The following is a 26,235-nucleotide window of genomic DNA, read 5'->3' as shown; positions in this document are numbered from 1 at the left end:
AGTTTAGCGAACCTGCCGCTGCAGCGGGGTTTCGAACAGCACCGCCCCTTCCAGGTTGCGCGCCACCAGCAGGCCGCCATGTGCCCGTGCGAACTCGTGGGCGATGAACAGCCCCAGCCCCAACCCCCGGCTGTCGTGGAAGCTGGCCTTGAACGGTTCGAACAGACGCGGCAGCAACGCTTCCGGAATCTGCCCGGCATTGCGCACCTGCAGCCGCAGTGCATCGCCGGGCAAACCGCGCACCTGGACCTGCACCGGTGCGTCGCCGCCATGCAGCACCGCGTTGCCGATCAGGTTGGAGAGCAGCTGCGCCAACCGGTCCGGGTCGCCCTGCAGACGGGTATCGCCCTCCACCTGCAGTTCGATCCTGGCCTTCGGGTGGGCGCGGCCGATCTCGTTGACCACCACCGCGGCCACTTCCGCCAGGTCGCATTCCTCGGTCTGCAGACGCAGGCCACCACTGCGGATCCGCGAGAAGTCCAGCAGCTGCTCGACCATCCGCGCCATGCGCACCGCGCTGTTTTCCAGGTGGACCAGGGTCTGCTGCGCAGACGGGTCGTCGGGCAGGTCCAGCGACAACTTGTCGGCACACAGCAGGATCGCCGACAGCGGGGTGCGCAGGTCGTGGGTGAGGACCGCCATCATGGTTTCATTGAGCTTGAGCGCGTGCTCCAGCGCGTGGTTGCGCGCCTTGAGCAGCTGCTTCTGCTGGTAGAGCTCGATGAACACGTTGACCTTGCTCATGATCACCTGCGGCTCGATCGGCTTGTGCAGGAAATCCACCGCGCCGCTTTCGTAGCCCTTGAACGCGCGCACCGGATCGTTCGGCGAGGCGGTCAGGAAGATGATCGGCACATCGCGGCTGCGCTGCGAGCCGCGCATCAGCTCGGCCAGCGAAAAGCCATCGATCTCGGGCATGTGCACGTCCAGCAGCGCCAGCGCCACTTCGTGCTCCAGCAGCAGTTCCAGCGCTTCGGCACCCGAGGCCGCGCACAGGATGTCCAGGCCGTCGCGGCGCAGCAGCGCCTCCATGGCGACCAGGTTCTGCGGCACGTCATCGACGATCAGCAGGTTCACACGCTCGGTGGCCGGCGACGTGGTGGGCTCGATCAGATTCATCGGGTAAGGCCTTTCATGCGCATGCATAGGGAGGTGAGCGTCAGCACCGCGTCGGCGCCGGCATGGGCCAGCGCAGCGGCTGGCATGATCGGGGAATAGGCATCATCGGGGCTCTGGATCCAAGCCTGGCCCCCGGCACGGCGCACCGCGGCAACGCCGGCGCTGCCATCATTGCTGGCCCCGGTGAGCAGGATGGCCAACACGCTGCTGCCGAACACCTCGGCGGCGCTTTCAAACAGCGGGTCGATCGCCGGCCGCGAATACAGCACCGGCGGATCCACCGACAACGCCAGGCTGCGGCGGTCTTCGACCAGCAGGTGGTAGTCCGGCGGCGCGAACGTAACGGTGCCGGCCACCAGGGGCTGCTTGTCCTCGGCCTCGCGCACCGGCAACGGGCAGCGCACATCGAGCAGGCCGGCAATCCGGCTGGGGCGGTCGCGTGGAAGGTGCAGCACCACCAGCACCGGCATCGGCAGGTCTGCCGGGAGCGCAGCCAGCAGCTGCTGCAGCGCGCTCACACCGCCGGCGGAGGCACCGACCACCACCAGCTCGAACAGGGGCTGCTCCACCGCGGCATTCATCAGGCCAGCTTCCGATACAGGCGCTGCTCGCGTGCGCAGGCTTCGAACGCATCGGCATGCTCGCCGAACTGCAGCGACTCCTTGCTGCCCAGGCCCAGGAAGCCGCGGTGCACCAGCGCTTCGTGGAACAGCCCGATGGCACGATCCTGCAGGGCGCGCTGGAAATAGATCAGCACGTTGCGGCACGACACCAGGTGCACTTCGGAAAACACCGTGTCGGTGGCCAGGCTGTGGTCGGCAAACACGATGTTGCGCTTCAGCCGGCGATCGAACACCACGCTGCCGTACCCGGTGGTGTAGTAATCCGACAACGAACCGCTGCCACCGGCTTCGAGGTAGTTGCGGCTGAACTGGGCCAGCCGGTCCAGCGCGAACGCGCCGGTTTCGGCCGCCTCCAGCGCATCGGGGTTGATATCGGTGGCGTAGATGATGGCACGGTCGAGCAACCCCTCTTCCTGCAGCAGGATCGCCAGCGACCACACTTCCTCGCCGGTGCTGCAGCCGGCGATCCACAGCTTGATCGACGGATAGGTGCGCAGCACCGGGATGGCATGCTCGCGCAGCATGCGGAAGTAGGCGGGGTCACGGAACATCTCCGAGACCTGCACGGTGAAATACTGCATGGCCAGCGCGAAGGTCTCCGGCTCATGCAGCAGCCGGTGCTGCAGCGCGCCCATGTTGTCGCAGTCGAACCGCGCCATCGCGTGGCGCATGCGCCGGCGCAACGAGGCCAGCGCGTAGTCGCGGAAGTCATAGTGGTAGCGCTGGTATACCGCCTCCAGCAGCAGCCGCAGCTCCAGGTCGAACAGATCGGCCTCGTTCATCGGCGGGAACACCACACGCGGCACAGCGAAACCAGCTTGTCCACGTCGATCGGCTTGGCGATGTAATCGTTGGCACCGGCCTGCAGGCAATGCTCGCGGTCATCGGGCATGGCCTTGGCGGTCAGCGCGATGATCGGCAGATCGCGCCAGCGGTTGTCGCGGCGGATCTCGCGCATCGCGGTCAGCCCGTCCATCTCCGGCATCATGATGTCCATCAGCACCAGGTCGATGTCCGGCCCCAGGCGTTCGAGCGCCTCGCGGCCGTTGCGGGCGATCTCCAGCTTCACCCCCAGCGGTTCCAGCACGCTGGACAGGGCGAAGATGTTGCGTACATCGTCTTCCGCCAGCAGCACGGTACGCCCGTCCAGCACCGCATCGCGACGGCGCGCTTCGCGCAGCAGGCGCTGCTGGTCGCTGGGCAGCGAGGCTTCCACGCTGTGCAGGAACAGGGTTACTTCATCGAGCAGGCGTTCGGGCGAGCGTGCGCCCTTGATGATGATGCTCTTGGAATAGCGGCGCAGGCGCTGCTCTTCGTCGCGGGTCAGCGCACGCCCGGTGTAGACGATGACCGGCGGGAAGGCCACCGCCTCGTTGCCGGCCATGTGTTCGAGCAGGTCGTAGCCGGTCCCGTCCGGCAGCGCCAGATCGGTCACCATGCAGTCGAAGGTTGAATCGGCCAGCTCGGCCTTCGCCTCGGCGAGCGTGCCCACCGCGGTGATTTCCAGCTGGTCGCGACCCAGCAGCAGCTGCAGGTTGGAGCGCAGGGCACTGTCGTCCTCGACGATCAACAGGCGGCGCACATCCCGCTCGCTGGTGGCTTCCAATTGCTGAATCGCCTCGACCAGGCGCTCGCGCGTGGCCGGCTTGATCACATAACCGATCGCACCCAGCTCCATCGCCACCTGCGAACGTTCCAGCCCCGACACCACGTGTACCGGGATATGCCGCGTCGCGGGGTCGCGCTTGAGGCGCTCCAACACGCTCAGGCCTGACACATCGGGCAGCCCGATATCCAGCAGCACGCCGTTGGGGCGCAGCTCGGCGGCCAGTGCCAGCGCTTCTTCGGCGGTCTGCGCGACCACGCAGTCGAAGTCAAGCTCATGGGCCATGCCCACCAGCGCCTCGGCGAAGACCACGTCGTCCTCCACTACCAGGATCATGCGCCCAGCGCGGCTGCGGCGGCCGCGGTCATCGACCACGCGCGGTGACTGGGTGGCCGCGGACGTACCGTGGGCGCTGCCGAACAGCGGGGCCGGAGCGGCCGGCCTGGCGGCCGGTGCAGGGCGTACATCGGGCGCCGCCATCGGGGCTGCGGTCGCGGTACCCGCCGCCAGCGGCAGGTCCAGGATGAAGCAGCTGCCGCGGCCCGGTTCGCTGGACACGGAAATGCTGCCGCCCATGCGCGAAGCCAGGTCGCGCGAGATCGACAGGCCCAGACCGGTGCCGCCGTAGCGCCGGCGGGTGCTGCCGTCGGCCTGGCGGAACGCTTCGAAGATCACTTCGGTCTGCGCCTGCGGAATGCCGATACCGGTATCGGTCACCGCAAACTGGACGCGCCCTGCCCCGTTGCCGCGCACCACCAGCGAGACGCTGCCGTGTTCAGTGAACTTGACCGCGTTCGCCAGCAGGTTCTTCAGGATCTGCTGCAGGCGCTGGCCATCGGCCACCAGCTGGCTGGGCGCGTCGGTGTCGGCGCGGATGTCCAGCGCCAGGCCCTTCTGCGCGGCCAGCGGCTCGAAGGTTTCCTTCAGGCGCTGCAGCACGCTCGATACCGCCAGGTTCTCCTCGGCCAGTTCGACATGTCCGGCTTCGATGCGCGACAGGTCGAGGATGTCGTTGATCAGCGCGAGCAGGTCGTTGTTGGACGAGTGGATCGCCTGCGCGTACTTGACCTGTTCGGCGGTCAGCGTGCCGTCCTTGTTGTCGGCCAGCAGCTTGGCCAGGATCAGCGCGCTGTTGAGCGGCGTGCGCAGCTCGTGCGACATGTTGGCGAGGAATTCGGACTTGTAGCGCGAACTGGCCTCCAGCTCGCGGCTGTTCTGGACCAGCTGGCCCTGCGCGATCAGCAGCGCCTGCTGGCGGGCTTCCAGCTCATGGGTGCGCTCTTCCAGCTGTACGTTGGTCTGCTCCAGCTCGGCCTGCTGCTGTTCCAGGCTGGCCTGCGAGTGCAGCAGGCTGCGGCTCTGTTCCTCAAGCTCTTCGTTGGCCACCCGCAGCTCTTCCTGCTGGGTCTGCAGTTCTTCGCTCTGGCGCTGGGTTTCTTCCAGAAGCTCGACCAGCTGCGCGCGCAGCAGCGCGGTGCGCAGGGCCACGCCCAGCGGTTCGGCGCACTGCAGCAGCAGCTCCAGCTCCAGGGCGCGCGCCGGCGACACCCCGGCCCGGCCCAGTTCGACCAGGCCGATCACCACGCCATCGGCAGTGATCGGTCCGAGCAGGCGCTGGTGAACCGGGGTTCGTCCCAGCGCAGTTTCAATTTCCAGCAGGCTTTCGCCTTCTTCCAACCGGCGCGGCTGGCCCTGGCGCAGCACTTCACCCCACTGCCCCGCAGACGCCGGGAGCGAATCGGGCAAGTGCGGCGGCAGCGCGGCCCCGCCCACCAGCAGCAGCCGTTCGCCCTGCAGGCGATACAGGGCGCCCACGTCGGCGTTGAGGCGCGCGCACAGGGTGCGCATGGCCTCATCGGCCAGCACCCGCGGTTCGGGGTCGCCCCGCAGGCTGACTGTCACGGCATTTTCGGCTTCCTGCAGCCACAGCGCGTCGGCGGCGCTGCGGCGGGCCTGGATGGCCTTGATGACGGTCAACGCCATCAGCAGGAAACAGATGCCGCCGATGGTGCGGTTGATGAAGGAGAATGCCGAATTGGTGCTGGCCGGGGCCAGGTGATAGCCCACCGCAAGCAGGATGCAGGAGCCGACCGCTACCAGCAGCGGCGCCTCCAGTCGGCGCTGGAACAGGGTGACGCCTACGGCCATGAAGTAGGTCAGCCACACCGCATAGCCCAGCGGCACCACCAGCTCCAAGGCGATGGTGAAGCCCATCAGGCCGGCCGATGCCAGCCAGATCCAGCGGTCGCGAGCGGTGGGCGCTGCATTCATGCACACGGTTCCAGCGTGAAAAGGGCTTCGATGTTAACCGAACTGTGAATTCGGGCGTTATACGCCAGATGGCGGCGTGTTCAGAACTGTTTTTGACACTATCTTCACACCGCGACTCCTACGGTTCAGCCCCTTACAGGGGGAGTAAAGCCGCCGCCGTGGTCAAGGCAGTCACCGATATTGCGCCGCTTGCCGATGATCGCCTGCAGTTGCAGCTGTTGATCGATCACGTCTCCGATCACGCGATCTATCTGCTCGACGCGCAAGGGTGCATCCGCAGCTGGAACCGTGGCTGCGAGCGGGTCAAGGGCTATTCCACCGAAGAAGTGATGGGGCAGCATGTGCGGCTTTTCTATGCGCCCGACGAGCGCGCGTCCGGCGCCGCCGAACATACCCTCGTCCAGGCCGAACAGCAGGGTCGCTATGCCGGCGAAGGTTGGCGGGTGCGCCGCAGCGGCGAATGCTTCCGCGCTAGCGAGGTAATAGAACCCGTGCGCCAGGATGGCGCCCTCCTCGGCTTCGTGAAGGTCACCCAGGACGTCACCGAGCGCTACCACGCCCAGCGCCTGCTGCAGGATGCGCAGCGGGCGCGCGAGCAGTTGCAGCAGTTCGAGGGCGTCGGCCGGCTCACGCGTGGGCTGGCCCACGAATTCAACAATCTGCTGACCACCATCGGCAACGCGCTGGACCTGATCTCGCTGCGTCCCGCCGCCGACGCGCGCACCCGTGAACTGACCGAACTGGCCCAGGCCGCCGCCGACCGGGGCTCGCTGCTGACCCGCCAGTTGCTGGCGTTCTCGGCCGACCAGACCCTGGTTCGCGAGCCCTTGCAGGTAGCCCGGCTGTTCGAACAGGAGCTGCCCGTGCTGCAGCGGGCCTGCCCGGACAACATCCGCCTGCGTCTGGAAGTGCCTTTCGACCTACCTCGAATCACCACCGATGGCGTACAGTTGCATACCGCTGTATTGAACCTGCTGCTCAACAGCTGCGAGGCCATGCCGCAGGGCGGGACGATCACCATCAGTGCCACGGCCGAACACCGCCTGGCCCCGGACCTGGCCAACCCCACGCAGCGCCGCTATGTGGCCATCGCGGTGACAGACCAGGGCAATGGCATGCCGCCGGATGTGGCCGAGCGCGCCAGCGAACCGTTCTTCACCACCAAGGAAGTCGGCAAGGGCAGTGGTCTGGGCCTGAGCCAGGTGTTTGGCTTCGTGTCCCAATGCGACGGCTTCGTCGATGTCCAGACCGCGCCTGGACGCGGCACCACTGTCCGTTTGTTGTTACCTGCCCTAGAGGAAGTCGCGCATGTCTGAGCCCCTTCGTGTGTTGATGGTCGAAGACCAGGACGACCTGCGTGAGCTGATCGGGCAGGCGCTGCGCGATTTCGGTATCGAGGTGCATACGGCAACCGACGGTCCGAAGGCCGTTGAACTGATCGATACGACCGGCGGCTTTGATGTCGTGTTCAGCGACGTCAACATGCCCCAGGGCATGAGCGGACTGGAATTGAGCGCGCACGTCGCCAATGCCCTGCCGAACGCCCGGATGATCCTGTCGTCCGGCTATGCACGGTCCCAGCTGCCGCCGCTTCCGGACAATGTTGAATTCCTGCCGAAACCCTACCGGCTCAAGCAGTTGGTGTCTCTGTTGAAGGAATCCCCGTCGGCGAACTGAAGCACGGGTGTGAACGCTTCATGCCTGAACGGGCCACTTCACGCCGGCTCTGCAAACACGGCGGGATAGTACCTGAGTACTCCGTTTGACAGGACGCACGGAATGCTCGACCGCAGCCAGGATCTGGAACGCATTGCGCTGATCGACGCGCTCAACGTGATGGATCCGGCCTTGGGGCGCTCGCTGGACCCGGTCACCGAGCTGGCGGCGTTTACTTTTGGCACCGCCATCGCACTGATTTCCATCGTCGACGCTGACTCGCAGCGCTTCATTTCCCGGGTGGGGCTGTCGCTGGAACGCACCGACCGCCACCACTCGATCTGCTCGTGCGCGCTGCAGTCCAGCGGCATCCTGCAGATCGAAGACCTGCGCCAGGACCCCCGGTTCCACGACAACCCGCTGGTGGCCGGCCCGGAGCAGATGCGCTTCTACGCCGGCGCGCCGCTGGTGACCCGCAACGGCATCGCGCTGGGCACCCTGTGCCTGATGGACCGCACCCCGCGCGTGCTGACCGCCGACGAGCAGCGCCAGCTGCAGACCCTGGCGCGGATTGTGGTGAACCAGATGGAGCTGAAGATGTCGCTGGGGCGGCGCGAGCCGATCAGCGGGCTGCCCAACCGCCAGCAGTTCCAGGCCGACCTGAGCGTGCTTGGCCGCCAGGACGGCGGCAACTCGTTCACCGGCGTGTTGTTGGATGTGTTCGACCTGCAGAGCGCCAACGACGCCGGCCAGGCGCTGGGACTCAAACCGGTGGAATCGCTGCTGCGGCAGGCCTCGCTGCGCGTGCAGGAAGTGCTGGGTGAAGATGTGCAGGTGTACCACGTGGCTTCCACCCGGTTTGCATTCGTGCTGCGCGACCACGCGCATGCGCAGGTGGAGGCGCTGATGAAGCGGCTGCATGAGCGCATGCGGCGGCCGCTGATGGTGGGCAGCATTCCGATGTCGCCGCAGTTCCACGCCGGGCTGTGCGATTTCCGCGCCGACCCGGAGGAAGCCGGCGACCTGGTGCGCAAATGCATGGTGGCACTGAACCACGCACTGCAGACCGACGCCTGCCTGTGCTGGTACTCGGCAGACCGCGATGCGCACCTGCGCCGCCGCTACCGGCTCGCCTCCGATGCGGCGCGCGGGCTGGCGCAGGAGCAATTCAGCCTGGTCTACCAGCCGCGCTACGACCTGCGCGATGGCCAGCCGGTGTCCGCCGAAGCGCTGCTGCGCTGGACCCACCCGATGCTGGGACCGATCACGCCGGGCGAGTTCATTCCCGTGCTCGAGTGCACGGCGCTGATGCCCGCGCTCAGCCAATGGGTGATCGAGCACGCGTTCGCGCAGGCAGCGCGGTGGCAGCAGCAGCTGCCCGGATTCACGCTGTCGATCAACCTGTCCCCGCGCGATTTTGACAATGCCAACCTGTGGACCGGCATGGCCGAGCGTCTGCAGGCCAACGGGCTGGTGCCCTCGCAGATCGAAGTGGAAATCACCGAAGGCCAGTGGCTGCACAGCCACCCCGCCGCCCTGCCCCAGCTGCGCGCGATGGCCGCCGCGGGCGTGCGTATCGCCATCGACGACTTCGGCAGTGGCTACAGCAACTTCGGGTACCTGAGCGAAGTACCGATCAGCCACATCAAGGTCGACCAGAGCCTGGTCACCGGCCTGGCACGTTCGCGTACCGCACGGTTGAAGGTGGAAGCCATCATCCGGCTTGCCCAGCAGCTGGGCTACCGCACCGTGGCCGAGGGTGTTGAGCATGAGTCCGAGCTGTCGCTGCTGCGGCTGTGGGACTGCCATGAGGCGCAGGGGTATTACCTGGCGCGGCCGATGAGTGCCGATGCGGTCACGCAGTTGGTGCTGGCCTGTCGAGCGGGGCCGCCTTTGGACGCAGACGGTGACTAGTCTTCGGGTGGAACCGTGACCATTGCACACAGGCAGATCCGCCTGTCCTGCTAGCATCAGGGCACCGGCGATCTGTCTCGTTCGCCCTGATGATGCGCTGCGCGGCCCCTGTACGCGAACGCCCGGCTGGAGTGCCAACGTGAAGCGACTGACCCTGTTCTGCCTGACCGCCGTACTGATGACGGCCTGCAACCGTTTGGAGCCTGCCATGAGCCATGACCTGTCCACCGCCGAAGCCGATGTCGCAGCTGGTGGGCGCGGCCTTGCCACGCTCAACCCCGAACCGGTCAAGGCCTACCAGGTCACGCTGCGCATCCATGGAGCGCCTGGCGCGTTCAAGCTTGTGCGTGGGACGGCCCAGTACGACGTCATCAATGAAGACCAGTGTGGCAACATCGAACCGGCCACGGGAACCGCGTCGCGCATCACCAGCCAGGAACCGATGGAGCTAACGCGCATCTCCGACGAGGAGTACCAGGGCACCCTGTATCTGGACCGCATGAAGGACCAGGATTACTACGGACGCGGCATCTGCCGCTGGGAGTTCACTGGTGCAGGTGCGTTGCTGAAGGCCACTGGTGCACAGGAGGAGACGCGGTTCCTGACGTTCGTGGATGCGCCGGATCTGGTGGCAGGGAAGACGTACACCCGGTATTACCCGCTGCGCGACTATCCGCGGGCCGGCCAGGTCGATGGCGTATCGGACGTTCCTGCCATTGACGACTATGCGTCCAGCGGTGAAGAGAACCCAACGGAGTATCGAGAAGGTTTGCGCGACTCGCTCTTCTCGATCTCGATTACGGCGGTTGAGACAGCTCGGTGACCATCACCAGCCAGGACTACGCCGCACTTGCGGATGATGCCTACACCGACAGAAAGGTCGGACGGCGGGACGCTGGACAGGAAGAAAAGGTTTATCTCAACGGCCATCAGTACAAGATTCGCGAGCACGTAAACGATCCGCGAACCGGCTATCAGGGAACGATCTATCAGCGCGTGGATTCCAAGGAAATCGTCGTTGCCCATCGCGGGACGGCGGAGTTGATCAAGGATGGGGTACTCACCGACGCACCCATGGTGCTTTCACGCAGCAACCCTCAAGCGGTCCAGGCAATCACCCTCACCCAGCGCGCTGTTGACGAAGCCAAGCGCCTGAGCGACAACGCCGGGCGAGACATCCCGGTGACGGTCACCGGCCACTCTCTTGGTGGATCGCTTGCCCAGATCTCCGCACACCATTACGGGCTCAGGGGCGAGACCTTCAACGCCTACGGCGCTGTCAGCCTTACCGGCTATCGCATTCCGGAAGGTGGCCACGGTGTGATCAACCACGTCATGGCCGCCGATGCCGTCAGCGCGGCCTCGCCTCACTTTGGCGAGGTGCGGGTATATGCCCGGCAGCAGGAGATCGATACGCTGGCCAACGCCCAGTACAGCAACAGCCCACTGAATCTGCTGATTCCCGACTACCCTCTCATGGCCGCCGCAGCCTCGCTGGACTCGCACAAGATGGGCCAGTTCACCGGCGACGGATCGGTGCTCACGATGGGCAGTGCCCGGCAGCTGGCCGACAGCAATGCGCGCATGATCCAGGAGTACCGCAGCGACATTGACGGCCTGCGTACCGGTGCAACCGTGATCTCCCGGGGTGCACCGGGCGGCGTGATGGATGCCTACGACAAACTGCGCGGGCCGCTCGAACCGGGCGAACCTGCTCGCCGCGATACGGAACAACACCGCAACGACCAGAGCAGTTCACGCATGAATGACGCTGGGCACCCGGGGCACTCCCTGTTCCAGGATGCCCAACGTGGCGTCCATGCCCAGGACGCGCGCGTAGGACGCGCCCCTGATCACGCCAGCGACCAGCTTGCCGGCAGTCTGGCCACTGAAATGCATGCCGCCGGCGGCACACGCATCGATGCCGTGCTGATGAGCGGCGACGCGGCCCGCACGTTTGCCGTGCAGGGCAATGCCGATGACCCCGCCCACCTGCGCGTCAGCGTCGACACCGTGGTTGCCATGAACACGCCGCTGGAGCAGAGCAGCCGCCAACTGGAGGCCACAGCCGCCAGCCAGCAGTTGGAGCAGCAGAACCGTCAGCTGACCGAAAGCCAGGCCGCCACGCGCAGCATGACCGCCTGAGGTCCGGCGTCCACCCCGTCGCTGCCATAATGCGACCTTTCCAACGCCTGCGTCCCCCATGTCCGACCTTGCCCCCCTGCCCGTCCTTGCCCCGGGCCACTACCGCCACTTCAAGGGCGGCAACTATCAGGTGATCGACGTGGTGCGCCACAGCGAGACCCTGCTGCCAATGGTGTTGTATCGCCCGTTGGACGAGGACCTGGGGCTGTGGGTGCGACCGTATGACATGTTCACCGCGCAGGTCGAGGTCGATGGCGTGCTGCGGCCACGGTTCGCGTTGGTGGACCAAGTCTAAGCAGGGGCAGTCGCCGCCGCACGCATAGAGAAAGCGCCCCGGGGGGGCGCTTTTTTGCTACGCGGCCGAAGCCAGGGACTCAAGGTGTCGCGGTCACACCCTGGGCCGAGGCGCCGACCACGATGAACGGGTCGCGCCCGGCATCGGCGTAGGCACCGCAACTGGGGTCGCCCGGCGCGACCGGATCGCACGGCCACACCGCGCGCGGCACGGTATCGCGTGGCTCGAAGCGCTCGCCATTCCAGACCGCGAAGCCCAAGTGCAACCGGCCCCATTCGCCGTAGCTGCGCGGCTCGGGTTTCTCGGTGGTGCCGACGTCCACGTACCAGCGCACCGCCGGGCCAAACTGAAGTTTGCCCGCATCCAGCTGCACGCGTGCGCCGTCGGCGCCATAACGCTTCCGTTCGGCATCCGACAGCAGCGGCTCTGCCGGCAGCGCCTGCTGGGTGATGTCCACCGGCGCCGCGCCCGCGCTCACGCGATAGACGCGCTGCTGCACCAGCCCTTCGCGGCAGCTGCCGGCCGGCAGGCGCACCGTCTTGACCGCCTCGGCGTCGGGGCTGCGGTTATCGGCACACGCGAATGGGCCGGACACCAGATACACCGTGGTGGACGGGTCGGCGCCTTCGAACGAGCGCACCCAGACATCGCCCTGCACCGCCAGGAAGTCCGGGCGAAGCCCGTAGCCGGGCACGGCCTTGAACCAGCCCTTCTGAGAGACCTGGCGCTCGCGCCAGGCGCGCGGGAGAAGCAGTTGCTGCTCCGGAATGGCCACCAGCAACGCCGACAGGTGCGCCGGCAGCGTTCCCTGGCAGGCACCGATCAGCAGGTCCGCCTGGGTGGCTAGACGCGCTGCCAGGTCGTTCGGACAACGCGCACCGAGCTGACGCTCGATCTGGTTGTTGTCATTGGCGAGCGTGGGGATAACCAGCGGCCGTGGCGCGACGGGTACCGGTTCGGAAGGAGCTTCTGGTCCGGCTGACGGACTGCTCACCGACGGTGTTTCCATCGATGCAGCTGCAGCTGAGGCCGCCGCATCCACGGAAGCAGAAGGGACCACAGGACGTTGCGCCGCCGCAGCCGAGAAACGTGCCGCCACGGCGGGCGCGGGATCGACTGTGGCTGCAGGCACCGCCGTCGGCGCCTCGACTGTGCCTTCAACGCCGGCGGTCTGTGCCACATCATCAATCTTCTCAACCGTAGCGGAAGGACTTCGACTCAGCGGTTCAACCGGTTCAACCGGTTCAACCGGCCGAGGCTCAATACCCGGGGTCACAGTCGCTGGCAGATTGACCAAGGCAGGGCCAGACACAGTCGTCGCTTCGTGATCACTCATCGAAGCAGCTGTTGCGGGCGCATTGGACGGACTGGCGACACCTACTGCCTCGCTAACCGCCGATGCGGGAGGTACAACCTCTGGTGTCGCCTGAGCTTGCACAGTGAATGTGGCAAGCGGCAACAGCAGCAGAAGCGATGCCGAAAAGCCCACTTCCAAGCTACAGGAGATAACCAAATTCTTACGCATCATGTCGTCCTTGAACTAATGAATGAACTGTAGAGGTCAGGCCTACACCGCAACGATTCGACGTTGCGGCATACCACCATGTTCGCGCTCCGCGCCTTTCAATTACGCGAACTCCGTCACAAGCAGCCACGTTGCACTCTCCGCAGGGGCGCCGTGTTTCGACGACTACGTTCCGCGAATGGCAATAAATCAGAACCTCTCAAAATACGGCATGCTGCACTCAGCGTAGATCGTCGTACAGCTATCGCTGCCGGAGTTCCTGCATGCCGCTGTCGCGCGCTCAAGCGCGATCTCCTTCGCCGCCCCGTATCGAGTCGTGTCCCAAGCGACTTGTCCGTCTGAATCAGCGCTGCGCACTGGTTCTTGAATGTCAGCCCCTCCTTGCAGTCAGTAGCCCCCCCATTGAGAGCACTTCTCGACGGCACCCGCGACAGCTTCCGCCTTTGACATCTTTCCGACGACTGCCCCAGCATCCCCGGACTTGGAAAAGGCAACCGCTCCCCAGGTCTTGTGCCATCGGCCTGTCGGCAACGGATCGCCACTCCCGCCGGAACCGGCACCGGTTGGTGCACAGCCCCCTACCCCCTGTCCGCCGATCGGATACTGCCCTGGAGGGCATCGTCCCTCGGCAACTGAGCGTCCAACGACGCCCGTGGAAAGCACGATTACCAACAACATGAACCCTATCGCTCGGTTATGCGTCCGGACCACCTAGTCATCCCCTCACCTGAATGATCTGAACTCAGACATGCTGCAAGCAGAGTAGACAATGCTGCACTTTTGACCACCTTGGGCGCTGCCGCACTGGGCGAGAGCCAGGTTCTTCGCTTGATCCTCCGTCTCTGCATGCGCAGCAATCGAAGTTCCTGTTCCGCCGTTCAAGCTCTCCGCAGTTGCATCGGCAAGTGCCGCGCACTGATTGAAGTAGGTCAAACGCGTCTTACACGCTTTCCCGCCCAACTTTTCGCACTCAGCGGTAGCAGCTGCGATTGCCTGCCGCTTCGACTTCATGGAAACCGCTGCTCCAGTAGCAAGCGTGTTCAGGTCTTCCGAAATAGCCCCCCAACGCGTCTCCCACTTACCAGTCGGAACGGGCCCTCGCGCATCGGCACCACCCGTCGAAGGGATGGGGGCGCAGCCACCTGTCCCTTGCCCGCCAACCGGATACTGGCCGGGAGGGCATCGACCTTCTGCAAGCGAGGTTGTTGGAATAGCCATCAACACAAGAATCAGAACAGCTAAGGCTCGATTCTTACCGAACTCCATGCTCCCTATCTGACGAAGGGCCCGAAGGCGCGCATCGAAGAAGACCTGGAAGCTCGCTGAAAAATCCTGACTCAATGCGAGATCACTCGATTGTTCGCGCAGAGCAATGTCAATACGACTCGAACTCAGGTTTCGCACACGCTGCGTAGATCACATTGCATCCAATACCACCATCGGAAGCGCAGCGGTCCATCGCGACCTTTTCGGCCTTCTCCTTGGTTTCGGCGCGGCCGAAACTTGTGCCACCATCCCCTGAAGTTGGCACCGTCGCTGCACCGCACTGATTTTTGAATGTGAAAGCGACCTTGCAGGAACGACCCCCACTCTTCGCGCAGTTAGCCTCAGACTCCTTCGCCGCGTCAGATTTGCTGAGCTTGCCCGTCGACGCACCCGCCGCGCCATCGGTCGAGATCGCAATTGCGCCCCACGTCTTGTGCCAGACACCAGTGGGGCGTGGAGACCCCGAACCGGACCCTGATCCGGAACTGGGGATTGGCGCACATCCCTGAACGCCCTGCCCTCCAATCGGATATTGACCGGGAGGGCATGCGCCCTCCGCTAGCGCATAGCCCGCGGGGCCAAGCAGAATCAAAAAGGCCAGAGACCGGATTGATTCTCCAAGGCGGCTTTTCAACTGACCTGCCCAGAAGCTGCGCATTGTCTGATCCTCATTCTGATTTCGCTGCACCAAGTTTGCCTGGAGTGGGTCCCGCGTCGCCTGAGCCGGCGTAGACCGGCGCTGAAACCCGCGTTCCTGCTCCATCACTCTCTGCAGATCGTGCAGGCGCTGGCGGCGGTGGAGTATACGAACCCGGCGGCTGGCCCTGCGGGCCGGCGGCTGCCGAGCCACCTATCTGGGAATATGCCATGAAGCTGCCCAAGGTCCCCTGGAAGAACATCGCCGCCATTGGGGGCGCAGTCAGGATCAGCGTCGTGAGGATCAAGCCCATGCCGCCCTGCTGCATGGCCTGACTGGTCATGCCGTCGCTCATCGCGTCTTTCAGGAAGAAGCTGTTGATCAACGACGAGGTCCAGAATGCGGCCGAAACACGTATGACCATGTCCAGCGCGATCGATACCATCGCCGACAGCACCGCCATCGAGAACATCGTGCCTATGCCGTAGAACAGCCACTTCTGGAAGAACTGCTTGGTCTGGTCAAACAGCAGACACAGAATGAACAGTGGTCCAAAACCGATGAACAGCGCAATGGCGACCTGATAGAGCAGCAGCATCGCGCCAGCGGTCACCGCCGGACCGCCGGTTCCGATGCCGATGAACCACATGGCACGCGTCTTTTCTTCGCGGAGGCCGCCATCGTCCAGCACCTTGATCGCATCGATACTGGACAACGCCACCTGCATCCAAGCCAGGCTCTTGTCGATCTGATCTTCAGCGGTGCCGCCCTCGCCGGTTACAACGCGGGTGATCAGGCCGCCGACATCCTTGGTCAGGAAATCGCTGACGCTGCTGCCAAACATCGCCATCGAGGTCGCAACGCTGATGATCAGCGCCGCACGGGCCATGTTGGTGACCAGCACCATCATCGAATCCCGGCTCTGGCCGGTGACGATACGGTAGCCCTGGATCAGCACCCACAGCGTCATCAGGATCAGGGCGATGCCACCTACCCAGGCCATCATCCGGCCCATCATCTCGATGCCGAAGTCGTTGATGCGATCGCGCAGGTAATCAAGAATCAGTTTGAAGAAGACGAAATCACCGATCGACTGGACACGCACCGCGTAGCCCAGCAGATCCTGCAATCCGCCTGAGAAATCAAAAACGTTGGCAATCGACCTGATCGACATTTCCACAATCCCTTGGTGATGCTGCTACTGCATTGGGTCCGGCAGTACCTTGCCGCCCCGCTGTACCTGCGTGGGTGCTTACTTGACGCTGAGTGCGCCCTTCAACGCGGCGGTCTTGACCAGGTCGCCGATGATGTTCTTGGTGGTGTCGCCCTTCAGCGCGTTCTGCGCCACCACCTTCTGGTTGGCCTCCATCACCTCGATGTAGGCATCGTAGGAGCGCATCCGCGACTGCCAGATCTGTGCCTGGACGGCCAGATCGTTGGCCATGCGCAGCGATTCGCTGTCAGTGCCCTGAACGTTGCCCTGGTTGTTGTTCAGGATGCGCAGCTTGAAGATGCGGTTCAGCGAGGACTCCATCTTCGGCACCGAGTAGGTCATGAACATCACCGCTTCGTTGTACTTGCGGTTCTGCATCATGCGGATGTTCACGCAGATCTGGGTCTGCTGCTCCTTGAAGTCGGCCTGCGGATTGAACACGAAGGTCTTGAACAGCCCCATGGGGCTGAAGTCCGTCGATCCTCCGCAGGATTCCCGCACCAGATAGTTCTCGCCTACGGGGGTCAGCTCAACACCCTGGGGCATACCGAAGTCGTTCAGTACCGCCTGCACCTCCACCAGCGCCTGCGCATACTGCTGCAGGGTGCGGATCCAACGGGTGCGCTGTTCCACATACTCGGCCGCGTCCTGCGCCTTGGAGGCGTAGGCGGTGATCTCGGCCTTATACGTGTTGATCTGGTTCATGATCTGCTGGTAGACGCTCGGGCCAACTTCGACCACGGGCATCGTGTAGGCCGGTGCGGGCGCGTTGCACATCAGCACGGTCACCAGCGACAGGGCCGCCAGGCGGAAGCTGAAATGACTGCGGCGCGTCTTCTTCGGGTTCATCGCGGTATCCATATTTTTCTCCATCGAATGCGGGCATTGCCACTCCCTGATCGGCCGGGGGACCGTCAGGCAACGGCGTCCTGTCGTGTCCCGGCGGGCTTTCCAGAGCCCTTGCGCTTCCTGTAGAACTCACTGAGCCACTGGTCCGGGGTGAGGTCGGCCGGCGACACCTTCTCGCGCTGGGCGGCGTCGAGCAGGACGCGGTGCATCACGTCGATATTGTCGGTGGAGGCCGAAATCACCGACAGGATGTCATCCATGCCACGCAGGTTGAGCTGGCACACGCTGGCAGCGTGGCCCTGCTTGACCAGGAAGCAGCGTGAGCGCTCATCCAGGGCGGTGACGACCTTGAACTCGGACTCGGTCAGCTTCAGGCCGTCGATGTAATCCGCACGGCTGGCATTGGGGTTGGGCAGCAGGATCAGCGTGGCGGTCTGCTCGATCAGCGCCGCAGCGATGTCGCTCTTGAGCGCATCTTCCGGGCTCTGGGTCGCGAAGATGCCCATGCCGTTCTGCTTACGGATGGTTTTCTGCTTGTTCTTGGCAAATTCCTTCAGGCCGCCCTCGCCGTCCAGGATCTTCCAGAATTCGTCCATCACGTAGATCAGCGGCCGGCCGTCGATCAGCGATTCCAGGCGGTGCAGCAGGTAATTGATGACCGGCACGCGCACTTCGGGGTTGTCGATGATGTCGGTGTAGTCGAAGCCGATGATGTTGGCGCGGCTCAGGTCCACGGTGTCCACCGGGTTGTCGAACACCCAGCCCAGCGAGTTGCCCGAGGTCCACTTGCGCAGGCGCGCATACAGGCCATCGTCGCCCATGTTGGGCAGGCTCTTCTGGAAGTTGGTCATGCTGCGCAGGTGCATGGGGGTGTCGAGCATGTTCTCGACACCGCGGAAGATGTCCTCTTCCTCGCGGGCGCTGTACTCGTGCTTGTTGGCCAGCACCTTGATCAGATCGGCCAGGAACTGCACGTTGGCTTCGTTGTTCTCGCACTGGAACGGGTTGAAGCCGGTGGCCTGGCCGTTCTCCAGCGCCAGGTAGTTACCGCCGCAGGCGCGCACGAAGATCTCCGCACCACGGTCCTTGTCGAAGAAGAAGATGGTCGGCGACGGGTCGTACTTCTGCACCTGGCTGAGCAGGAAGTTGATCAGCGCCGTCTTACCGGTACCGGACTTGCCGATCACCATGGTATTGGCGATGGCCTTTTCGCCCAGCGAGTTCTCCGACGGGTGGGTGGCGTGGAAGTTGAAGTAGTACGGCTGGCCGTTGGTGGTCTGCAGCGTGGTCACGCAGTCGCCCCACGGGTTGTTGTGCTGCTTGCCGGTGGCGAAGTTGTGCAGCGGCGACAGGCCCAGGAAGTTGAGCGAGCTGATGTTGGCCAGGCGCGTGCGGTAGCGCCAGTTGGCCGGGAACTGCGAGTAGAACGAGGCGGTGACGGCCAGGTCTTCCTTGGTCGAGACGAACCCGGCGTTGGACAGCTCGGCGCGGGTGGTGGCGATGTTCTGAGACAGCTTTTCCTGGCTGTCGGCATAGACGGCCATGATGAAGTGGTACTCGCCCAGCACGAAGTTGCCGGAGGACAGCTGGTCCATCGCCTGGTCCAGCTCGACGATCTGGCTGACCGCCTTGTCGCCGGAGGAGATCATCATGCCCTTGGTACGGTCCAGCACCTTGAGCGCGTCCTGGCGCCCCATCGGGCTGAACGAATGGGTGATGACGTATTCGAAGTCGAGGTACTTCAGGCCATTGAGCACACCCGGATAGGTGCCCTCGGCATATTCCTTGATGTTGAGGATGGCGCCGAAGTGATTGACGCCGTTGGGCGTGCTGATCACGAAATCACCGGTCTTGGCCGAGAACATGTGGCGGCTGATCGGCAGGTAGTCCTTGACCGGAGCGGACAACACCGGCACCGGCTCGTCGACCCGGTTGAGCAGGTAGCCGAAGAATTCCAGGGTCTCGGAGAAGACCATGCCGTTCTTGGCTTCGTACATGCCCATGCGGTACGGCGAGTAATCGCGGATGACCGCTTCCACATTCCCGGCCATTTCCAGCAGCTTGGCCACGGACTGGTCCTGCTCGGCCTGCAGCTGGCTGATGCTGGAGGACTTGTCCATGAAGCGCTTACCGGACACGACCGGGCGGTAGATCATGGTCAGGTACAGCTCGTTCTGCATGATGCGCTGCGAGGACAACATGCCCATGTACTGGTCGGACACGTCCTGGTTGAAGCGCTGGCTGAACTTGCTGCTGCCCTTGAGCTGGCGGCGACGGCGGACGTCGTGCACCCAGAAGGCGACATTGACGAAATCCGGCGCGCGCAGGGTCTGCAGCAGTCGATTGAAAGTGTTGTGGCGGTGCTCGAGCTCCCAATCCTCACGACCCACGAACGGCAGTCCTTCCAGGTGCCAGGTCAGCAGGAAATCTCCACCCGTGGTCTTGACGACCGTCGGCGCCACGTGGGACGACAGGGGAATGAATTCGCTGATCGAGGTATCGGGACTGAACATGAGCGCTTCCAATGGGTGCTGCGGGGATGGTGCGGTGCCTGCACCGGGCAGGCGATGTGATCGCCTGCCCGGCCTGTAGCGTGCCGTGGTCAGGCCGACGGCGGCGGCTTGTCGCGGTAATGGTTGGGCGTGAACACCCACATCCCGTCGTGCTGCTGCAGGTTGCGCGCGCGGAACTTGAACTGCAGGCGCAACCCGATCAGGCGGAAGATCATTTCATCGCGCTTGGCCATGTGACGCAGGATGAAGATGGCAATCGGGATGGTGATCAACAACCGCATGTCGATGTACATGCTCAACAGCAACAAGCCGCCTGCGACCAGGAAGAACGGGACGTATGGCACGCCCAGGAACATCGCTGGCCGCGTGCAGCCACGGAACAGGACGTTCTTATGCACTGTAGTACTGGACGGCATTCATGATGGCGGCGGTGGCGCTGCCCGAGCAGGAGCTGGCATTGCCGTCGCCGAGCAGCATCTTGGCGATCTGGCCGGCCGCGCCGATCAGCAGACCACCAATCAGGATCGGGGCGACGTCGCCGATGCGCTTGTGGGCGAAGGCGATCTGGTAGCCGGCAAAGATGACCGCGATGGTAACCACGGCGATCGAGGTGATGTTCAGCAGGCCGTTGATGTTGTCGAAGAAGCCGCAGACCTTCTTGTCGGTGCCGCCGAAGTTGGTCTGGGCGAACACGTCCGGCACGAAGACCGCGGCAACGAAGGCAACGGCCATCAGGACGGTCTTCAGCGAGCGCTGGGCGTTGGCGATATCGAGATTGTTACGCTTCATGGTGGGTTTTCCTTGTGGATGGTCTAACACGACTGGATCGGTCCTTCAGAACACGAAGGCTTCATCCCCAGCGGGGATGTTCTGTACCGGCACCGCCTGGGCAGGCATCGCCTGCGCGGGCAGTGCCACCGGGGCATTGCGTTCACTCCATGCGCGCACCACCACCGGGCCGGCGTTGTTGTTCGCCGGCAGGGGCTGCGGTGCGACCGGTTGCGGGACGGGCGGCGGCGCGGACATCTGCGTGCCCTGTGGCTGCGGCATCACCTGGTCCATGGCACCCATGACCACGCGCGACAGCGCCGCGTCGGCGGTGCGGACCAGGCCACCGCGCACCATCGCGCCGGTGGAGGGGTACACCTCGTAGGCACGCGCCGGATCCACTGGCACGGCGGCCTGCGCGTAACTGGGCGCCAGCGCCTGCATCGCCTGCACGCGGGCTTCGGCCACGCCCTGGGGCTGGCCACTGAACTGCGGGTGGTGGGCGACATCGACCACACGGCGCTGGGCACGGCTGACCACGTCGATCGGCGCGGCACCGTTGGCGGCAACCATGCTGCCGCGCTGGCGCGCAATGGATGCGAACACTTTCTGCACGTAACCGTGCCGGAAGCCGGTGGTGAAGTTCCCCGAGTAATAGCAGCTGAAGGACTTGCCCCAATCCTTGCCCGAGCGGCCATAGCACTCGGCCAGGATGCGTGAGGCGGCCTGCAGGTTCGGGCATTGCTGGAAGGCCTTCTCGTACGAGTCCAGCCCGTACTTGGCCAGGTTGTAGCGGTTGACCTGGGCCAGGCCCACCGAGAAGTTGTAGCCCTTCTCTTCCAGCATGCGGACCGTGGCCAGGGCCTCGTCCAGCTGCTTGGGCTGGCGCACCAGCGCGCCGCCGACCACGCCGATCGCGTAGGGGTTGCGCGAGGATTCAACGTTGATCACGTGCTGCATCACGTCCATGGACACCGCCATTTCCGGACACACCATCGCTTCAAGACCGGGCAGCATCAGGCGTCACTCCCCGCAGCCAATGCACGTTCGGGGCTGAAATCGATGCCGGTGATGTAACGGCTGCCGGCATGCGCCTTGATGTGCACGACCACGTCGATGGTCATCTTCAGCAGGCGCTTGATCACCGAGAACTCGAGGCCGGAGCCTTCGGCCGAGGCTTTCACCATCAGGCCCAGCTGGTCCCAGGTCTGTTCCGGGCTGCCGGCGTGGCAGCTGGTGATCGAGCCGGGGTGGCCGGAGGCGCAGTTGCGGATGAAGTAGAACGCCTCATCGCCACGCAGCTCGGCCAGGATGATGCGGTCCGGCTTCATGCGCAGGCACGCTTCCATGCAGCTCTTGGCGGTGACGTTGCTGGCACTCTGCCCGCCCTTGGAATACAGCAGGTGCACGACATTGGGCTGGCTGATGAACAGCTCGCGCGCATCTTCGATGGTCACCAACCGCTCGTTGGCCGGGATGTGGTTGACCAGCGACTTCATGAAGGTGGTCTTGCCGCTGCCGGTGGCACCGGACACCACGATGTTCTTGCGGTACTGCACGGCCTTGCGGAAGAACTCGGCGTAATCGCGGTTCTGGCGCAGCGCCAGCAGTTCCTGGTCCTGGTCGCTCAGCGTGTGGCCCTGCTCCAGGATCTGGTTGAAGAACCCATCGGTCTGGTACTGCTCCAGGGTCTTTGTGTGCTTGGACGGCAGACGGATGGTGATCGACACCTTGCCGGCGTCGCACGCCGGCGGGATGACGAACTGGGCGCGCTGGCCGGTCGGGAAGGTCAGCGACACCACCGGATCGACGTCGGTGATGCGCTGGCCGGTGTTGCTTTCGTTGACCACGGCGGTACAGAACTGACGCGCGCGCTCGAAGGTCAGCGAGGGCACTTCCACACGCTGCCATCCGTCGCGGGTTTCCAGGTACACCTCGCCAGGACGGTTGATGCAGATTTCCGTCACGTCTGGCGATGTCATGTACTGGTGGATTCCCAGGACCTCGTACTGGTACCTGAGGAACTCACTGGAAACGTCGGCTACAGGGGCCACTTCGGCGTCCATGTTCTGTCCAGGCGGTCAGCGGCGGCGCGGCAGCACGTCGCTGAAATCGACGTCCTTGGCCACGTAGACACTGACCACGGTGCCTTGGTTGATGGTGACGGTGGGCGGGCGACGCTCGCTCAACGCTTCGTTGGCCAGGCGCTCCATGCTCCGCGCGGTCGCGCTTTCATAGGGCGACTGCACGGCAAAGCCATTGCTGGCGACGGTGGTCGTTTCCGGGCCGTGTTCGGCCGCTGCGTACTTGAAGGCGTCCGCAATCAGGCTGATCATCAATGCCGATGCGATACGGCTGCCCCAGTGGGCGCTGTAGTCACCCGGATGTCCGGCGCCACCGAGCTGGTCGATGCCCGGGCTGGACATGGCCACATCGATGCCGTTGGGCGTGGTGATGCGATCCCAGATCACTTCCACGCGCTGGCCGGTCGGACCGCCGCCGTAGGCACCGTAGATCTTCGAGCCCTTCGGCAGCAGCAGGCTGCGGCCGTTGATCGAATACACCGGCTCGGTCAGCAGGCACGAGGTGAAGCCTGCAACGTCGGTGATGATGCGGGTTTCCAGAACGCAGCGCAGGTAGGTGCCGCGTACGAGCAGGGCGTCGGGGCTGCGGATGAAGGCAGCACTGGAGACGTCTTCGACATCGGGACCGCGGCGGACCTTGGCCGGCGCCGGCTGCTGCGCGCCCGGGAGCTGCGCCATCATGGCACGGGTGTACTCATCATCCGGGCGACCGCCAAAACCGCTCTGTGCCTCGGCACCACCTGATCCACCCGTGCCGCCCACGCCATTCCCGGACGCCATGCGACGATCCAGCAGCGAGGGCTGGCGCGGCTCGTTGGACATGCCCACGTCATTGGGGATGGCCGGCGGCGTGCGATACGGATTGTCCTGCTCCGGAGGCGGCAGCGGGGGCAGCATCTCGATCGGCTGGGCGTCGGCCACCGGGGCCTGGGGCATCACCGGCGGCGCGGTCGGCAGTTCCGGGGTGGACACGCGGGCCTGCTCGTTGACCTTCGCCGGGCCGTCCTGATCGTCGCTGCTCTTGCGCAGCAACAGGAAGCCCATGGCGATGATCAGCACCAGGATGCCGCCCAGGAAGGCCAGCGCCTTGCGGTTCAGGCGCTGTTCCTCGGCCGACCGCAGCCGGGGCGCGGCGGCATCGAGATTGGGATTGTTGTCGGCCACGTTCTGCCCGTAGTACGGGTTGCTCGGCGCGCCGCCGTCGTCGCGGCCGTTGTTCGGCTCGTTCTCGGGTGTGTTGTGCTGGCTCATTTCTTCACGTTCCTTCGCAGACCAACGACGTTGTCACCGTGACGGATGACCAGGTAGGGATAGGTGCCATGCACGATGAGGGAATTGCCTTCCACCGTCGTGTTGACCACGAAATCCTCACCGTATTCGCTCTCTCGACCGAATACCGCCGGGAAAATTCCCGTCTTGTACTCCGGAGACGCCGGCAGTTTCAGGTAGGTGAAACGTCCATCATCGTAGGCGTTGACCGGAATCAGCCAGCCCATCTTCTTCGCGCGCCGGGTGGAGTACGAGTAATCGAAGTTGTACTGGCGGTCCTTGGCCAGCTCCGAGCTGAGCAGCGGCTTGACCTCTTCATCCACGGCCTGCTGGGCCGTGCCGAACTCGGTATCGCTGGGGTAGCTGAAGGCGATCTTGTACTGCACGCCAGCACGGCGCGCCTGTTCGAGCTGGCGCCAGTCGGTAGCCACCACCTTCAGTTCGAAGATGTAGGAATGGGTCTCCGTGCGCACCATCATGTTGGTGTCAACGTCGACATTCTTCGGCTTGAGGTAGAACACGTTCTCGCGCCGGGTCAGCTCCCAGCCACTGCTGAAGCCGGTGCTGTAATCCAGGATCTTCTCGTTGGGGCTGAGTTCGATCTGGGTGGTCAGACCCAGGCCGGTACGCACCGGATAGATGCGGTCCTGCTCGTATTCGTAGTGGTCGACCACCTGGGCCTTCGCAGGCGCGGAGACCAGAGACACCATCGGCGCCAAGGCCAATGCGGCCCACCAAAATTTGCTACTACTCATCGGTTGCTTGCTCCCTCAGCAGTTCCGGTGGAAACGTTCTGTGCCGGCACGGTGGCCGGTTGCCGCGGCGCGACTTGTCCTGGTATCGCCTGGCCGGGCACGGCCTGCCCGGGCATCTGCTGCATCGGCTGCCCGGGAACCTGTCCCGGAACGGCCTGGCCCGGAACCGTCATCTGGCCCGGAACCTGCTGGCCCGGCACCGTCATCTGACCAGGTACTGCCTGGGCCGGAACCGCGACCGGCTGGCCGGTAGCCGGATCAATCATGGTGGCGGCGGCCGGATTGTTCGGGTCGTACACCGGACCTGCCGCTGCCGCCTGGGCCGCCTGCGCCGCCGCAGCCTGGTTCGCCTGCCTGGCCAGGTCGGCATCGTCGGGGGCCGGCACGCCACGGGCATAGTCGTTGTCGACGCGGTACTCGGTGACCTGGAAGGCCAGCGGGTTGAGGATGCGATCCTGTTCGCTCAACGCCAGATCGGTCCGGTAGTCAAAGCGCATCGTGACCAGTTTGTTGTCCAGGAACTGCGTGGTGCCGGTGGTCTTGTCGAGCAGGCTGCGCTGGATCCGCACCGAGGCACCGCGGAAGCTGCCATTGCCTTCCACCGCGAGCGGCGTGATGCTCAGAATCTTGATCCGGATCGCCTTGTTGGTGCCGTAGACGTACACCGGGTTCTGCGGATTGTTGTTCGCATAGCGCTGGCGCTGGGTAGCGGCCACCGGCTCGGAGGACATGGTGAACACCAGGTCCCAGTCACGCAGGCCCATCACCGCCGAATCGAACGACTCACGCGCCATCACATACTGGGCGACGTTGCTGCGGTTGATGGCTTCGTTGGCGGTGATCGATTCGGCGCCGAAATTGCCGCTCAGCCTGGCCACCGTAGCGTTGCCGGTGTAGGCATCGGCCATCACCAGGAACGGCACCTTCTCCTTCAGCGGCAGCATGTAGTAATAGCCGCCGGCCAACGCCAGCGACATCACCAGCGAACCGGTCGCCACCCACCAGGCACGACGCTCGCTGCGGCGGGCCATATCGGCAACGGTCAACTCGTAGCTCACCGCTTTGGCGACTGCCTGGTCGACCTTGGGGGTATTGCCTGTGTCCTTCTTTCGGAACATGGGGTTATCCGTACTGCTGGAACATCAAGGGGGCGCGGGACTCAGCTGCCGCTGGACCCGTCGACACTGCCGGCGGCAGCGGTCGGCGAAGAAGCGGAGGCGGACTGCACGACGATCTGGTTGCCAACGATGGACACGGACACACCCTGCCCTGCATACGCGGCAGTGAGGTCGATCATGGCCTGTTGCGGATTGGTGGTGCCGATCGTGGAAACCGCCCCATACAGCGTGTAATCGGAGCTGATGCGGTAATCCAGCGTCATCCCCGAATCCTTGGCCCAGCGCTCGAGCATGGTCTTCAAGGTCCCGTCCATGGGCGAGGCCTGGTACACGTAGCTGGTGTACAGCGGTATTTCCATGGTGGTGCTGGCGAAGCGGTTCACCGGCTTCCAGCGACCGCCGAAATCCGGTGCCGGCGGCGTGGCGCAGCCAGCGAGCAGCAACACGGCAACAGCGGTAGCGGCGCTGATGGATCCCTTTGACAGAAACGCTTGCTTCATACGGACTTCCCTATGACGTACGGAATTGCGGCTTTAACCCGGAAAAAACGGCAATGCTTCGGCGCATCCCGGCCTGGTGCCAGGCTGGATGTGGCGACGTTGGATGCAA

The 26,235-nt window shown here is 64.4% G+C and carries 24 protein-coding genes; 6 read left to right on the top strand and 18 right to left on the bottom strand.

The genetic code is table 11. From position 1 onward, the window contains the following. Positions 1-3: 3 nt before the first annotated feature. The 4 genes from ACTJI4_RS11240 to ACTJI4_RS11225 are packed head-to-tail and all read right to left on the bottom strand — an operon-like array spanning position 4 to position 5,619. A complete protein-coding gene (locus ACTJI4_RS11240) occupies positions 4-1,119 on the bottom strand; it encodes a hybrid sensor histidine kinase/response regulator (protein ID WP_392921826.1) in 1,116 nt (371 codons plus the stop codon). Further along, positions 1,116-1,700, bottom strand: a complete 585-nt coding sequence (locus ACTJI4_RS11235; RefSeq protein WP_440869392.1) for a chemotaxis protein CheB — start codon at positions 1,698-1,700, stop codon at positions 1,116-1,118. Before ACTJI4_RS11235 ends, ACTJI4_RS11240 begins: the two co-directional genes overlap by 4 nt. Then, positions 1,700-2,548, bottom strand: a complete 849-nt coding sequence (locus ACTJI4_RS11230) for a CheR family methyltransferase (protein WP_392921821.1) — start codon at positions 2,546-2,548, stop codon at positions 1,700-1,702. Before ACTJI4_RS11230 ends, ACTJI4_RS11235 begins: the two co-directional genes overlap by 1 nt. Next, a complete protein-coding gene (locus ACTJI4_RS11225) occupies positions 2,521-5,619 on the bottom strand; it encodes a response regulator (protein WP_440869391.1) in 3,099 nt (1,032 codons plus the stop codon). The genes ACTJI4_RS11230 and ACTJI4_RS11225 overlap by 28 nt, the downstream gene beginning before the upstream one ends. 158 nt (positions 5,620-5,777) lie before the next feature. On the opposite strand from ACTJI4_RS11225, the gene ACTJI4_RS11220 reads away from it, so the two are divergent. The 6 genes from ACTJI4_RS11220 to ACTJI4_RS11195 all read left to right on the top strand — a co-directional run bounded on the left by ACTJI4_RS11220 (position 5,778) and on the right by ACTJI4_RS11195 (position 11,629). After that, positions 5,778-6,935 (top strand): two-component system sensor histidine kinase NtrB, encoded by a 1,158-nt coding sequence (locus ACTJI4_RS11220; protein WP_440869390.1) that lies wholly within the window; start codon positions 5,778-5,780, stop codon positions 6,933-6,935. After that, the gene (locus ACTJI4_RS11215) at positions 6,928-7,296 is read left to right on the top strand and encodes a response regulator (RefSeq protein ID WP_440869389.1); all 369 of its coding nucleotides are present in this window, start codon (positions 6,928-6,930) and stop codon (positions 7,294-7,296) included. Before ACTJI4_RS11220 ends, ACTJI4_RS11215 begins: the two co-directional genes overlap by 8 nt. A 102-nt stretch (positions 7,297-7,398) precedes the next feature. Beyond that, positions 7,399-9,189, top strand: coding sequence for a putative bifunctional diguanylate cyclase/phosphodiesterase (locus tag ACTJI4_RS11210; protein ID WP_440869388.1), 1,791 nt, complete (start codon positions 7,399-7,401; stop codon positions 9,187-9,189). Positions 9,190-9,328: 139 nt separating this feature from the next. After that, complete coding sequence (locus tag ACTJI4_RS11205) at positions 9,329-10,012, top strand: hypothetical protein (protein ID WP_440869387.1); 684 nt, start codon at positions 9,329-9,331, stop codon at positions 10,010-10,012. After that, a complete protein-coding gene (locus tag ACTJI4_RS11200) occupies positions 10,009-11,334 on the top strand; it encodes an XVIPCD domain-containing protein (RefSeq protein ID WP_440869386.1) in 1,326 nt (441 codons plus the stop codon). The genes ACTJI4_RS11205 and ACTJI4_RS11200 overlap by 4 nt, the downstream gene beginning before the upstream one ends. A 58-nt stretch (positions 11,335-11,392) precedes the next feature. Then, positions 11,393-11,629: a DUF1653 domain-containing protein gene (locus ACTJI4_RS11195; RefSeq protein ID WP_440869385.1), complete on the top strand. Its 237-nt coding sequence runs from the start codon at positions 11,393-11,395 to the stop codon at positions 11,627-11,629. A gap of 79 nt (positions 11,630-11,708) precedes the next feature. Here ACTJI4_RS11195 and ACTJI4_RS11190 read toward each other — a convergent pair whose 3' ends face one another. The 14 genes from ACTJI4_RS11190 to ACTJI4_RS11125 form a co-directional block, all read right to left on the bottom strand. Beyond that, the gene (locus tag ACTJI4_RS11190) at positions 11,709-12,623 is read right to left on the bottom strand and encodes a hypothetical protein (RefSeq protein ID WP_440869384.1); all 915 of its coding nucleotides are present in this window, start codon (positions 12,621-12,623) and stop codon (positions 11,709-11,711) included. Positions 12,624-13,877: 1,254 nt separating this feature from the next. Continuing rightward, positions 13,878-14,372 (bottom strand): DUF4189 domain-containing protein, encoded by a 495-nt coding sequence (locus ACTJI4_RS11185; RefSeq protein WP_440869428.1) that lies wholly within the window; start codon positions 14,370-14,372, stop codon positions 13,878-13,880. A 157-nt stretch (positions 14,373-14,529) separates the two neighbouring features. After that, entirely contained in the window at positions 14,530-15,078 is a 549-nt protein-coding gene (locus ACTJI4_RS11180; RefSeq protein WP_440869383.1) for a DUF4189 domain-containing protein, read from the bottom strand. Positions 15,079-15,088: 10 nt separating this feature from the next. Next, complete coding sequence (locus tag ACTJI4_RS11175; protein ID WP_440869382.1) at positions 15,089-16,231, bottom strand: type IV secretion system protein; 1,143 nt, start codon at positions 16,229-16,231, stop codon at positions 15,089-15,091. A 78-nt stretch (positions 16,232-16,309) separates the two neighbouring features. Continuing rightward, complete coding sequence (locus ACTJI4_RS11170) at positions 16,310-17,131, bottom strand: hypothetical protein (RefSeq protein WP_392921799.1); 822 nt, start codon at positions 17,129-17,131, stop codon at positions 16,310-16,312. Positions 17,132-17,184: 53 nt separating this feature from the next. Further along, on the bottom strand, positions 17,185-19,632 hold the full coding sequence (locus ACTJI4_RS11165) for a VirB4 family type IV secretion/conjugal transfer ATPase (protein WP_440869381.1): 2,448 nt from the start codon (positions 19,630-19,632) through the stop codon (positions 17,185-17,187). An 89-nt stretch (positions 19,633-19,721) separates the two neighbouring features. Next, positions 19,722-20,030: a type IV secretion system protein VirB3 gene (locus tag ACTJI4_RS11160; protein WP_339449309.1), complete on the bottom strand. Its 309-nt coding sequence runs from the start codon at positions 20,028-20,030 to the stop codon at positions 19,722-19,724. Further along, complete coding sequence (locus ACTJI4_RS11155) at positions 20,023-20,421, bottom strand: TrbC/VirB2 family protein (protein WP_440869380.1); 399 nt, start codon at positions 20,419-20,421, stop codon at positions 20,023-20,025. The genes ACTJI4_RS11160 and ACTJI4_RS11155 overlap by 8 nt, the downstream gene beginning before the upstream one ends. Positions 20,422-20,466: 45 nt before the next feature. Continuing rightward, positions 20,467-21,417, bottom strand: a complete 951-nt coding sequence (locus ACTJI4_RS11150; RefSeq protein ID WP_440869379.1) for a lytic transglycosylase domain-containing protein — start codon at positions 21,415-21,417, stop codon at positions 20,467-20,469. Beyond that, a complete protein-coding gene (virB11, locus tag ACTJI4_RS11145; protein WP_392921787.1) occupies positions 21,417-22,466 on the bottom strand; it encodes a P-type DNA transfer ATPase VirB11 in 1,050 nt (349 codons plus the stop codon). Before virB11 ends, ACTJI4_RS11150 begins: the two co-directional genes overlap by 1 nt. 15 nt (positions 22,467-22,481) lie before the next feature. Beyond that, complete coding sequence (locus tag ACTJI4_RS11140) at positions 22,482-23,735, bottom strand: TrbI/VirB10 family protein (RefSeq protein ID WP_440869378.1); 1,254 nt, start codon at positions 23,733-23,735, stop codon at positions 22,482-22,484. Further along, positions 23,732-24,508 (bottom strand): TrbG/VirB9 family P-type conjugative transfer protein, encoded by a 777-nt coding sequence (locus ACTJI4_RS11135; RefSeq protein ID WP_392921783.1) that lies wholly within the window; start codon positions 24,506-24,508, stop codon positions 23,732-23,734. The genes ACTJI4_RS11140 and ACTJI4_RS11135 overlap by 4 nt, the downstream gene beginning before the upstream one ends. After that, complete coding sequence (locus tag ACTJI4_RS11130; RefSeq protein WP_440869377.1) at positions 24,505-25,626, bottom strand: VirB8/TrbF family protein; 1,122 nt, start codon at positions 25,624-25,626, stop codon at positions 24,505-24,507. Before ACTJI4_RS11130 ends, ACTJI4_RS11135 begins: the two co-directional genes overlap by 4 nt. Before the next feature lie 41 nt (positions 25,627-25,667). Continuing rightward, on the bottom strand, positions 25,668-26,126 hold the full coding sequence (locus tag ACTJI4_RS11125) for a hypothetical protein (RefSeq protein ID WP_392921778.1): 459 nt from the start codon (positions 26,124-26,126) through the stop codon (positions 25,668-25,670). Between the last annotated feature and the right edge of the window lie 109 nt (positions 26,127-26,235).

It is taken from the genome of Stenotrophomonas sp. 22385 (genome assembly GCF_052045085.1).
Taxonomy (GTDB): domain Bacteria; phylum Pseudomonadota; class Gammaproteobacteria; order Xanthomonadales; family Xanthomonadaceae; genus Stenotrophomonas.
The sequence above is the reverse complement of the archived record's forward strand: the minus strand, read 5'-3'. Positions and strand labels throughout refer to the sequence as shown.

What these genes read in the sequence shown, in the direction of transcription:
- ACTJI4_RS11240 (WP_392921826.1), bottom strand. Translation starts at nt 1,119, where the DNA reads ATGAATCTGATCGAGCCCACCACGTCGCCGGCCACCGAGCGTGTGAAC.
- ACTJI4_RS11235 (WP_440869392.1), bottom strand. Translation starts at nt 1,700, where the DNA reads ATGAATGCCGCGGTGGAGCAGCCCCTGTTCGAGCTGGTGGTGGTCGGT.
- ACTJI4_RS11225 (WP_440869391.1), bottom strand. Translation starts at nt 5,619, where the DNA reads ATGAATGCAGCGCCCACCGCTCGCGACCGCTGGATCTGGCTGGCATCG.
- ACTJI4_RS11215 (WP_440869389.1), top strand. Translation starts at nt 6,928, where the DNA reads ATGTCTGAGCCCCTTCGTGTGTTGATGGTCGAAGACCAGGACGACCTG.
- ACTJI4_RS11210 (WP_440869388.1), top strand. Translation starts at nt 7,399, where the DNA reads ATGCTCGACCGCAGCCAGGATCTGGAACGCATTGCGCTGATCGACGCG.
- ACTJI4_RS11195 (WP_440869385.1), top strand. Translation starts at nt 11,393, where the DNA reads ATGTCCGACCTTGCCCCCCTGCCCGTCCTTGCCCCGGGCCACTACCGC.
- ACTJI4_RS11185 (WP_440869428.1), bottom strand. Translation starts at nt 14,372, where the DNA reads ATGGCTATTCCAACAACCTCGCTTGCAGAAGGTCGATGCCCTCCCGGC.
- ACTJI4_RS11180 (WP_440869383.1), bottom strand. Translation starts at nt 15,078, where the DNA reads ATGCGCAGCTTCTGGGCAGGTCAGTTGAAAAGCCGCCTTGGAGAATCA.
- ACTJI4_RS11175 (WP_440869382.1), bottom strand. Translation starts at nt 16,231, where the DNA reads ATGTCGATCAGGTCGATTGCCAACGTTTTTGATTTCTCAGGCGGATTG.
- ACTJI4_RS11170 (WP_392921799.1), bottom strand. Translation starts at nt 17,131, where the DNA reads ATGGATACCGCGATGAACCCGAAGAAGACGCGCCGCAGTCATTTCAGC.
- ACTJI4_RS11165 (WP_440869381.1), bottom strand. Translation starts at nt 19,632, where the DNA reads ATGTTCAGTCCCGATACCTCGATCAGCGAATTCATTCCCCTGTCGTCC.
- ACTJI4_RS11155 (WP_440869380.1), bottom strand. Translation starts at nt 20,421, where the DNA reads ATGAAGCGTAACAATCTCGATATCGCCAACGCCCAGCGCTCGCTGAAG.
- ACTJI4_RS11150 (WP_440869379.1), bottom strand. Translation starts at nt 21,417, where the DNA reads ATGCTGCCCGGTCTTGAAGCGATGGTGTGTCCGGAAATGGCGGTGTCC.
- virB11 (WP_392921787.1), bottom strand. Translation starts at nt 22,466, where the DNA reads ATGGACGCCGAAGTGGCCCCTGTAGCCGACGTTTCCAGTGAGTTCCTC.
- ACTJI4_RS11140 (WP_440869378.1), bottom strand. Translation starts at nt 23,735, where the DNA reads ATGAGCCAGCACAACACACCCGAGAACGAGCCGAACAACGGCCGCGAC.
- ACTJI4_RS11135 (WP_392921783.1), bottom strand. Translation starts at nt 24,508, where the DNA reads ATGAGTAGTAGCAAATTTTGGTGGGCCGCATTGGCCTTGGCGCCGATG.
- ACTJI4_RS11130 (WP_440869377.1), bottom strand. Translation starts at nt 25,626, where the DNA reads ATGTTCCGAAAGAAGGACACAGGCAATACCCCCAAGGTCGACCAGGCA.
- ACTJI4_RS11125 (WP_392921778.1), bottom strand. Translation starts at nt 26,126, where the DNA reads ATGAAGCAAGCGTTTCTGTCAAAGGGATCCATCAGCGCCGCTACCGCT.